At 66.9% G+C, this 9,884-nt stretch carries 11 protein-coding genes; 4 read left to right on the top strand and 7 right to left on the bottom strand.

Annotated elements, in window-relative coordinates; translation table 11 throughout:
• The 3 genes from AC1DWT_RS26500 to AC1DWT_RS26490 form a co-directional block, all read left to right on the top strand.
• On the top strand, positions 1 to 332 hold a 332-nt coding region (locus AC1DWT_RS26500; RefSeq protein ID WP_477922919.1), incomplete at its 5' end, for a calcium-binding protein.
• Positions 329 to 1,675 (top strand): helicase-associated domain-containing protein, encoded by a 1,347-nt coding sequence (locus tag AC1DWT_RS26495; protein ID WP_095870751.1) that lies wholly within the window; start codon positions 329 to 331, stop codon positions 1,673 to 1,675. The genes AC1DWT_RS26500 and AC1DWT_RS26495, both read left to right, overlap by 4 nt.
• A 205-nt stretch (positions 1,676 to 1,880) precedes the next feature.
• Positions 1,881 to 2,507, top strand: coding sequence for a hypothetical protein (locus tag AC1DWT_RS26490; RefSeq protein ID WP_477922917.1), 627 nt, complete (start codon positions 1,881 to 1,883; stop codon positions 2,505 to 2,507).
• On the opposite strand, the gene AC1DWT_RS26485 is transcribed toward AC1DWT_RS26490, so the two are convergent.
• Positions 2,491 to 2,676, bottom strand: coding sequence for a hypothetical protein (locus AC1DWT_RS26485; RefSeq protein ID WP_120661685.1), 186 nt, complete (start codon positions 2,674 to 2,676; stop codon positions 2,491 to 2,493). The genes AC1DWT_RS26490 and AC1DWT_RS26485 overlap by 17 nt on opposite strands.
• A 107-nt stretch (positions 2,677 to 2,783) precedes the next feature.
• Positions 2,784 to 3,011, bottom strand: a complete 228-nt coding sequence (locus AC1DWT_RS26480; protein ID WP_120661684.1) for a hypothetical protein — start codon at positions 3,009 to 3,011, stop codon at positions 2,784 to 2,786.
• 273 nt (positions 3,012 to 3,284) lie between these two features.
• On the opposite strand from AC1DWT_RS26480, the gene AC1DWT_RS26475 reads away from it, so the two are divergent.
• Positions 3,285 to 4,223 carry a phospholipase D family protein gene (locus AC1DWT_RS26475; protein WP_477922916.1) on the top strand — a complete coding sequence of 313 codons (939 nt, stop codon included), beginning with the start codon at positions 3,285 to 3,287 and terminating at the stop codon, positions 4,221 to 4,223.
• Positions 4,224 to 4,432: 209 nt separating this feature from the next.
• On the opposite strand, the gene AC1DWT_RS26470 is transcribed toward AC1DWT_RS26475, so the two are convergent.
• The 5 genes from AC1DWT_RS26470 to AC1DWT_RS26450 all read right to left on the bottom strand — a co-directional run bounded on the left by AC1DWT_RS26470 (position 4,433) and on the right by AC1DWT_RS26450 (position 8,803).
• Positions 4,433 to 4,687 carry a hypothetical protein gene (locus tag AC1DWT_RS26470; protein ID WP_095870747.1) on the bottom strand — a complete coding sequence of 85 codons (255 nt, stop codon included), beginning with the start codon at positions 4,685 to 4,687 and terminating at the stop codon, positions 4,433 to 4,435.
• A 133-nt stretch (positions 4,688 to 4,820) separates the two neighbouring features.
• Positions 4,821 to 5,996 (bottom strand): alpha/beta hydrolase family protein, encoded by a 1,176-nt coding sequence (locus AC1DWT_RS26465; RefSeq protein ID WP_477922915.1) that lies wholly within the window; start codon positions 5,994 to 5,996, stop codon positions 4,821 to 4,823.
• Positions 5,997 to 6,297: 301 nt separating this feature from the next.
• Positions 6,298 to 6,537, bottom strand: coding sequence for a hypothetical protein (locus tag AC1DWT_RS26460; protein ID WP_477922914.1), 240 nt, complete (start codon positions 6,535 to 6,537; stop codon positions 6,298 to 6,300).
• Positions 6,534 to 6,821 carry a hypothetical protein gene (locus AC1DWT_RS26455; RefSeq protein WP_477922913.1) on the bottom strand — a complete coding sequence of 96 codons (288 nt, stop codon included), beginning with the start codon at positions 6,819 to 6,821 and terminating at the stop codon, positions 6,534 to 6,536. Before AC1DWT_RS26455 ends, AC1DWT_RS26460 begins: the two co-directional genes overlap by 4 nt.
• A gap of 41 nt (positions 6,822 to 6,862) precedes the next feature.
• A complete protein-coding gene (locus tag AC1DWT_RS26450; RefSeq protein WP_477922923.1) occupies positions 6,863 to 8,803 on the bottom strand; it encodes a cutinase family protein in 1,941 nt (646 codons plus the stop codon).
• Positions 8,804 to 9,884 lie beyond the last annotated feature (1,081 nt).

The raw sequence follows: 9,884 nt of genomic DNA, 5'->3' as shown, positions 1-9,884 counted from the left end.
TCCTCGGCGCGGTGAGGTCACCGAATCGTGCGGCGCTCGCGGCCCTGGTCGCCGAGGCCACCGTCGACTGCTACAACGACAGCGAATGCGTCACGGGTTTCTACACCATGCTCGACGAGCATCTCGAGCTGCCGTTCCAGACATCTTTGTTGGGGACCGAGGTCACCGTGTCGGGCATCGACCTGGCCGACGAGCACATCGTGGTGATCTGCGCTCGTGGCCGGTCGCGACAGCGCATCCCCATCCTCGATCTGCCGTTGCCGACGCCTCCGCCCGCCGGTGCGCAGTGGATCGAGGCATACCGCCACTGGCTGAGGTACGTGAGGGCATGAGTGTGAACACCGGCAACACCGGACCCCTGGGCGTGATTGGCGAGCACCGGATACGAGCGACCGAGCAGGAAGCCTCGCTGAACCTGCACACGGTGCTGCAGCTATGCGCGGCGGGTGAACTGCGGTGCAGCGAGAAGACCCGCCGCCCCTCCGCGGCGACGGTCGCTGCCGTGGGCTCTCAGCTCGTGCACGGCGACTTCTACCTGCACGACCCGATCGCGTCGTTCGCTTGGCCGCTGATCATCCAGGCCGGTGGGTTCGCCAAGATCGAGGGCGGGCGCCTCCAGCTGACGCCCAAGGGCCGCACCGCCCTGCGTCGGCCGCCGGCCGAGGTCATCCGGCAACTGTGGCAGCGCTGGCTCACCCACGCCGTGATCGACGAGTTCAGCCGAATCGAGCAGATCAAGGGCCAGCGCGCACGCAATGTCCTCACCTCGGCCAAGACTCGCCGACAGACGGTCGCGCAGGGACTGGCAAGCTGCCCACCCGGAGAGTGGATCAGCGTGGACTCCCTGTTCACGACCATGCGGCGGAAAGGGATGAGTCCCACCGTCGCCCGCAGCGAGATGGCGCTGTGGAAGCTCTATCTCGTCGACTCCCAGTACGGCGGTCTGGGCTACGACGGCTACCACCGGTGGGAGATCCTCGAGGGCCGCTACACGGCCGCGGTGCTGTTCGAGTACGCCGGCACGCTGGGACTGCTCGACCTCGAATACCTCCACCCCACCGGCGCCCGATCGGACTTCCACGACAACTGGGGCGGCGACGATCTGGACGCGCTGAGCAGGTACGACGGACTGCAGTCGATCCGGCTCACCGCCCTGGGCTGCTACGCCCTGGGCCTGACCGACACCTACCACGCGCCCACCGACGACGAGACCACCGCGGTGCTCAAGGTCCTGCCCAACCTCGACGTCGTCGCCACCGGAACCCTGTCCCCCGGTGATCAGCTTCTCCTGTCCGCCTACGCCGCGCACACCGCGGACCGGGTCTGGACCATCTCCGCCGCGAGTCTGCTGACGGCGATCGATACCGGCCGCAACCTCGAGGACCTCACCACCTTCCTCGCCCAGCGGACCGAGCACGAGTTGCCCGGCTCGCTGACGACGCTCATCACCGACGTCACCCGCCGAACCACCCAGCTGACCGACCACGGCCACGCCCGGGTGATCGAATGCACCGATGACGCACTGGCCGCGCTCGTCACCCGCGACCGCGCACTCCGCAGGCTGTGCCGCCCGATCGGCGACCGCCATCTCGCGGTCCCACCCGAACACGAACTGAAATTCCGCAGGGCCCTGTTGAAACTCGGCTACGTCCTGCCGAGACAGACCACCCCCTGAGCGACGTCGTCACACACCGCCAGCTCTGCACCCCATTCTTCCGGAGCTGCGCCGTCRCGATGGCCGAGTTCGTCTGGTACAGGCGAGCGTTGACGGTGAACGCCCCCGTCCGCCCCCGTCGATGACCATCGCATTCGACGTCACGACGGAATCCGGGTAGGTCGTCGTAGCCGCGACCATCGGCGTCGTCCGCGTCGCAGTCGCGGTGTTGTACATCGATGAGACCACAGCCTTCATCGATTTCATTTGCACAGCAGCCACGGTCGGCGTGCTCATGGCAGCCATGGCCGTTGCCTTGGCTGCGGGGACTGTCGAGGACGCGGACCGAGCCGGAGCAGCTGCCGCAGCGGACGCGATCATCACCGGAGCGGCGACCTTCGAGCCGCCGGGACGACCGGTGCAGGGAAGGGTCGCGGACGCCGTCATCACCGGTGCAGCGACGGTCGCGGTTCCGGTCGCTGTCACGACGGCCGCAGACATCGCCGCCGTTGCAGTCATCGTGGGCGGCCGCAGGTTGGCAACTACCGACACGGCGTGGTCGCCGATCGCCGCGGTCGCGGTCATCGCAACAGCCGAGTCGTGCACCCACGAAGGGGACCACCTCTCCCCGCACCCACACATTACTGAACTGCTCGGGCACGTCGACCCGAGGAGACCGTCATGGCCCCGGCATCCCGGATTCGGTGCCCCCTTGGTCGAATGCACTCGGTTGCTGCGGTCGGTTCCGATGGGCGGGCGTCACGCGTGGTTCCATGACCACCGCAGCTTCCTCGCGAAACCGAAGGCGGCGGTCCTGCAGGATCAGGCCGGACACGTCATTCCACCAGCGTGATCGGCACCCCGGGGGTGATGAACAGGTGGTGCCGGGCGCCGTCATGGGTGAGCGACATCGCCACTCCCAGGGTGTGTCCCTCGGCGAACCGTGCGAGCAGCTCGCGGGTGGCCTCGAACCTGGTCTGGCTGATGCCGTAGGTAACACCGTTGACGATGAGGCTGGGCAACCTACCTCCTTTGCTGACGGTGGATCGTTGCCGAAAGTTTCGCTGACACCGACTCCTCCCCGAGGACGGACACACCGTCGCGCCGACGGAGACATCTGGAGGCGGGGTCACCAGCGGTGGACGACACTCGGGTTCGGCTCGTCGCTGCCCCGAATCGCGACCGGAGTCGCCGGCGTGATCAGCAGGCGAACCGTCGTGTTCTGGCTGACGAAACCGACGAATCCACCATTGCCGTTGTCTTCGAAGAGGCCCCGGATGTCGTCTTCAAGGCCGTGGGCGGCGGCCGCATCGGCGAGCGGGTAACGGACCCCGTCGTAGATCGCTTCGTAACTCATGATCCTTCTCCCGCCGGTCTCGTCTCGTGGTGCCCATAGCGTACGAGCGCCGGGCCGCCGGTCGGGGCCGACGCCGACACCGACGCCGACACGTTGTCCGCAACCGAGAATCGACCGGATCGCTGCACCCCAGGCGACCGCGGTCAACCCGCCCCCGCGCCGCCGTCGACCTCACCGGGGCACGCCGGACCGACGGCGCCCCCGTTGAGCTTCTTTTGGCGTTGCCAGGGACCGCCACCCGGCACAAGGCCTGGCCGGTTACCGTCTGTCGGTATGGGGACCACCTTCCACGGGCCGAGCCCGTGGCCACACATCACCCGCGCCATCCGCACCCGCGGCGCCCGATACGCCGCGATCGGCTACCTCGGACAGGACGCACCCGACCTGCTCCCGCTGCGCGCCGGGGACCTGTTGGTCGTCAACGCCTCCAAGGCCGCGATCCGGGCGCACGCCACCTCCCCCGCCGCCCTCGCCCACTACCTGAACAAGGGAGTACGGGTGCTGTCCTCGCCGACCCTGCACGCCAAGGTGATCGTCACCAACACCCGGGCGGTGATCGGGTCGGCGAACGCATCCGAGAACTCCACCCTCGCCGACGACGCCGTGGTCATCACCGACGACCCCGACATCATCGCCTCCGTGCGGAAGTTCATCGACAGCCTCGACGAGATCACCGAGGTCGATCAGGTGTTCCTCGACGACGCGATCCTGGAGTGGGAGATCGGCCGCGCGGTCCCACTGCCCGGGGTCACCGGCCGCGTTCGCACCGAGACAGATTTCCTGCCGAGACCGGTGACCCGGATGTTCGTCAAACACGCCGTCGACTACGAACCCACCCACACCGAACAACAGGTCCTCGACGAACAGCGGGGCCGGCACCACAGCCGCGGCGGCCCGGCGGCGAAGTATCAGCTCGAATCGCTTCGCCTCGACAAGCCCAGCGGGGTGAAGCGGGGCGACGTGATCGTCCTCGCGGATGACGAGTGGATTTACGCACCGGCGGTCGTGGTGTCCGACCCGATGAAGATCCCGCGGTCCGGTGGAGCGGTTCTGTACTTCCTGCGCCTGCGCACCGGCCTGTCCCCGCTCCCCCTCCCAGGCGCCGAGAAGGCGCTGACCGATCTCGGGCACCCCGGGTCACGGCTGCGGACCGACCACTACGTCCGCTCCCCTGGCCTTAGGTCCGCGTTGTTGGGGTTGTGGGACCTGTGATCCTCAGCGAGCCTCTGGCAGTGTGAGAGTCAGCTGCCTTGGTGGATCCACCCCAGAGCTCGCGTTGGTTTGCCGCGACCACTGGCAGGCGGGGCTGCCCTACCGTCGGAACCGCGCCGTCGGAGGTCTCGCAGAGCAGCACGCGGCTCAACAAACTCATTCGACATGTCAGCTCCAGACACTTCCCGCTCATCGGTGCGGACTACCGATCACCGCTCCTCGCTCGCCCCTCGCTGGGCGGCGGACCTGGTGACAACACCGAGAACAATGTTGCACAGCAGCACCAGACCCACTGCAACGCCGACCGTCGCAGCCCACGGCACGCTGAGCGGAGTTGTCAGCGTTGCGGACCCAGCTGCGACGATCGCGAGCGCCCCGTATCCGATCGCGACGCGGGTCGCCGGGCGGTGCCCCATCGGGCTGCGGTGCACCACCGCGGCCGTGAGGACAGGGACGACAGCCACCAGGACGTCATCCCGAACAGATATCTGTCGGCATGCGGGACCCCGGTGATATCGGCGTAGGTCATCTCATTCCATTCTCGTGCTGTCGGCGTGGCCCCCGTAACCAGACCCCACCTCCGCGTGGCGGGTGCGCTCAGTGCAGTACGCGGGCGGCGAAGTCCAGCGATTCGGGCATCGAGGCGGTGAGGGTGTGGGCATGGTCCGTTCCGGAAAGCTGCTGGAACTCGACGTCGACACCGCCGGAGCGCATTTCGGTGAGTTGTGCCCAGGTCAGCGGGATCGGGACCTTGGTGTCGGCGAGGCTGTGCACGACCCGGATAGGTCGGTCGAACCCGTCAGTGGGGACATGCTGCATCTGGTCGAGCACACCGCGTAGATCCGGGGAGTCGAGTGGGGTGGTGAACAGCTCCGCAACGGTAACCGGGTGAGCGCTCAGATATTCGTTCAGGTCGTTGCTACAGGTTGCCTTCGCCTTTTCCATCAACCCGATTCCGGTAGGGGTCAGATATTGACGGATTCCGTGTTCCGGGCGGCCGTCGTCGAGTCCGGCGAGGGTGTAGAGCACGTAGTGGGCGATCCCGGCGACCGGCACGGAAGGGAAGTTCGGTCCGGCCAGCAGGAAGAGCTGGTCGAGGTGGGTGGGGGCGGCGACGGCGATTGCGCCGCGGAAGTCGAGTTCGGGTGTGCGGGTGGTGGCCTGGTGGGCGGCGAAGTAGCTGGCGTGACCGCCTTGGGACAGGCCGGTGACGATCCACCGGTCGCTGAGTTGGTCGCCGTAGAGCGTGTGGGCGGCGCGGACGATGTCAACGGCGTTGGCGCCGGCTGCGGGTCCATCGGTGTACGCGTTGACTCCGTCGGTACCGATCCCGGCGTAGTCGGTGGCCGCGACCGCATATCCGGCGGCGAGCCAGTGCTGCATGAATTCTTGTTCGACGTCACTGGATCCGGTGACCGACGGTGCACACTCGTCGTCGATTCCGACGTTGCCATGCGCGTAGGACACGACGGGCCATCCACCGGCAGGTGGTGCGCCCTGTGGCAGGAACACCGATCCGGTGGACTCACCGGCTTCGGTCGCGGTACGCAAGGTGGAATAGCGGATGACAGCGCTGGTATCCGCGGCACCGACTGGGAGAACCGCAGTGGTGACAGGCTGCTCGGCGAGCAACGCGCCCGCCGGGTGCATGTCGTCAGGCAGGGCGGCGGCGGGTGCGGCAGTGAGAACTATCCCGCCTATGCACACGGCGACGGCCAGTACGGACTGTCGCCTCAGACGTGTGCCTCTTGGCGAGCCAGCGAACATTGACATCGACGATCCCCTCCGATGAACTCCGTGCCCGTTCCCCGACGAACACGAAGCGGATCGTACCGATCGATCAGATGTCCACACCCACCAGTCCGGCACACGATGAGGCGACGAGTGCTGGATTGTCTCCACTACTCATGCCATCGAGTCTCGACGCAGCACCGTGAGAGAGCTGCTCGAGGGTATGTGGTCTCTCATGACTCGCCCCGGTCGAGAATGTCGAGTTGGACGCGGTTGCGGTGGCTGATTTCCCGCCGGCCGGTTTCGAGGTCGTCGAGGAGGTCGCGGCACCGCTCATCGGTGCTCACGTCCACGCTTGCCCGATCACGTTGATCGGGCCGCGGATTCCGTTCCGCCAGTCGATGACGGTGTAGACGAAGTCCCCTGTGGTGGCGAAGTCGCGTTGGCGGGTGCAGAGGACGAAGTGCTCCGAGAGTGTGCGGACGGTGTAGGGGCGGCGGGGTTCGATGCCGAAGCGGATTCGGTCGCCGGGGTCGAGTGGGATCGGGGTGGTGGGTGATCCCTTGGCGTTGATCAGGGTCACCGCGCACCCCCGGCTGTGAACCTGCCTTCGGAGAGTGCCGTCCGCTGATTGTCGGCGAGCGTGTCGCGGTCGATGGCGCCGCGGCCCAACCCTTCTGGCCGGTGCCCGACGTGGAAGCGGTCGCCGTCCTGGTCTTGGTGTGGGCAGGGGTAGATCGACAGGCCCTGTCGCTTTTCGTGATGGGTGCGTGCTGCGCGGGCGTCCTTGCGTGTGAAGTAGGTGCGTTTGTCGCAGTGCGGGCAGGTCACCCAGCAGGAGGTGGGGCGGTGTACTCGAGCGGCCAATTTTCCGGTGCTCCTCTTCGACTTCGGATGCGGTCGGATCGTCAGACGGCGCGGGTGATCTGCAGGTTCAGCCAATCCGAGACCCACTGGATGGCGTTGCGGCCGGCGTTGTCGACGACGAGGTTCTGGTAGCTCTGGTGTGCACCGGAGGCGAAGAAGCTGGCCGCGTTCAGGCCCTCGCCGACTACCGCGGCGAGATCCTCGGCCCCCTGCGACTGCGCCATCGTCGACACCGACCCGGCGAGTCCTGCGAGGTCGAGGGTCTGCGCCTGCGTGGTGATCGCGTTGCCCACGGGATTGGTCTGCTTGCCGAGCAGCGCGGGGTCGGTCTTGCTGGCTTTGCCGGTGAGCATGTTCGCGGCCACCGAGGCGAGGTCGAGGCCGAATGGGATCAACGCCGTGGTCTGCGCGGCAGCACCGACCGGGTCGGGTAGTACCCCGGGCGGGGGAAAGAGCTTGTCCGCGGCGGCCCACGCAATTTCCTGGGCTTGACCGGCGATGTTGGCCAGCTTGATCACGTCGACGTTGCCGAGGATGCTGGTGACCAGCGCYGCGATCTGGGTGTATCCGGACGGGTCCGGGATGATCGCGAGGATCTGGGAGATCCACYTGAGGTCGACACCGGCGACCATCTTCACTATGGGCTCGAACTGCACGTTCAGCTCKCGGGCGGTATCGCGGGCGGCGCGGACATCGCCGGCGGCRATYYTYTGCGGGAGCACGATCAGGTTGTGCAGGATCTTCGGAATATCGAGGGCAGTGACGCCGGTGASGACGTTCAGGGCYTGGTCGACGACGACTTTCGGTTTGAGGACCGACAGCACGCTCGACGCGGAGGAGAGGGCATCTGCCGGGGTGGCGGCGACGGGTGCGATTTGGCTACCGAGTGATGCGGCKGTGCCCGMGAGTTGAGAGATTTCGGGTGCGGTGGCCGGCAGTGTGGTGGCGCCGTTATTGGCGAGTTTGGCTGCGGTGTTCGCGATCGTGGCCGCCGAGTCGAGTGCACCGGTCAGGTTCGCGTGGCTGGCTGTGGTGAGGACTTGTGCGGCCGCGTTTTCCGGTGTGCCCACTGGGGCTGCAGCCAGGCGCGCGGTGGCGGCGGTGTTCGCGGCGCCGGACTGCAGCAGGTCGACGAGGGGGCTGAGTGTCTTGCTCAGCGAGGTCGCTGTGTCGGCGATCTGGTTCACATCGATCGAGCCGCCGGTGTCGGTGCCGCGCAGTTGCTTTCCGAGCGCGTCGACATTCGATCCGAGACCGGGCAGGTCTGCGTCGGTGAAATACGAGGTCAGTGCGGTGGCGACCGCCGCGTTACCTCCCCCGGCACCGGTGCTGGTGTTGCCGGGGGTTTTCGACAGGATCGACCCGAGCGATCCGAGGAAGGGGTTGGTGCCCTTGCGGATCGAGCAGTACAGGTCTTTCGGATCGCAGATCGAGGCGACCCGCCCCGACAGTTTGCCCATGCCCTGCGACCGGGGGCCGGCGATCCCCTCCCCCGACGTCGTCGGTCCGACCGTTGCGGCGCCCTTCGTGCCGGCACCCGGGTCGGCGATCAGTGCCACACCGAGGACCTGGTCCGCATCGACCGGACCTTGATCGTTTCCGATCGCCGACGCGAGATCGCCTGCAGCGTCAGCGCCTTGGGAGTATCCGGTGATCGTGATCTTCGCGCCCCGGCATTTGTCGGCGTAGGACGTCAACACGGCGGTGGCCTTGCTGACCGCGTCGGTCTTGCTGTCGGCGTAGGTGTGGCCATTGTCGAATGCGCGCGCCATGTACGGCAGCGTGTATATCTGCGCGCGGGCACCATTCTGTGCCTTGATCGCCTCCGCGACCGGGGCGATCATGCCTACGGGCTGGTTCGGGTCGGCGTTCTCGTTGGTCTCCCACGTGCCGGGGATAAACAAGTTGAATGTCGACGCACAGTTGGCCGGGTTGGCATGGGCGATCACCGGCCCGGTGAGCAGCGCAGTCCCGCACAGCATAGTGGTGGTGACCGCCGCGAGCCCACGTCTCGCTAACCATGCCATGTGCGGACTCCTATCGCGCTGCAGCCTGTGGCTTCCGGCTGTCAGTCTCGGTCGCAGTCCGTCTACCAGCAACGACCCCCGCACGCGGTCGGGCGTGTCGGTGGAGCGCCGACGTTCTGACGTACGGCGGTTGGGCGCCCACATCCAACAAGTGGAAGTCGACGAAACCTCAGGCGCCCGGCCGTCGTGGTCGACGCGGCCCAGAGATCGGCTGATCTGCCGCTGTGCTCGGTCGAAGCCATTGCGGAGTAGTCGAGGGTGGCGTGCGGCTCCCGGCACCGCAACGATGCGGGCGCTGGTGTCGTTAGGAGGCTGCCAAGTTCGTGGGCCCTCGTCCTGAACGTGGTGTCGGAGTTCGCGAACTGGAACGCGGTAGTCATGCCCGACCTCGGACCGTTGTGCACGGCCACATCACCTTTGACTCTGACCGCGGCCTTCGCCCCGCTACCGTCCGGCCGAGGGCCTGTCCGCTTCGAGGACTCCTACGCGGGCCTGGTCGAGTTTCTGGCTGGCCGGCCCGTGCAGATGTTGGGTTTTCGCGAGCCCGCTCACAGTTGAGCGGGAAACGGCCGATCAGCGCGGCGACGGCATCGACACCACCCTGACGGGCCGTATGCAGCGCGGCGTTGCGCCCACTCGGCAACGTCCGCATGCACGCTGCTGCCCTGTGGCACCCTCCGGCGAAGAACGCGGTCAGACAGGGGATTGCGTGCAAGCTGACCTCCTCCCCGCTGGCAACGGCCTCCCACACCGCTGAGACGTTGCCTGCGCCGCACCGCAACGCCGGTGCCCGTCGGCAACGAGATCCGGCATTGCGGCGTCGGCCTCGTCACCGACGTTGCGTTGCACTCTCGGGCCTTTCGTACGACCTCAGCCGACCGGTCTGCAACATCGTCCCGCGTTAGGCAAAAGTTCCTGGACGTGTTGCGGATCGCTGTTCACCGGTGCCGGCGGAATTCTTCTGTCGCCTATTGATCGGCCTTCTCGCACTCAGGCTGCAGTGCAGGAACTGGTCCTCACCGCACTTACCAGGGCA

It is taken from the genome of Rhodococcus sp. P4_B6 (genome assembly GCF_056402215.1).
Note: the sequence above shows the minus strand (reverse complement) of the source record. Positions and strands in the feature narration are given on the sequence as shown.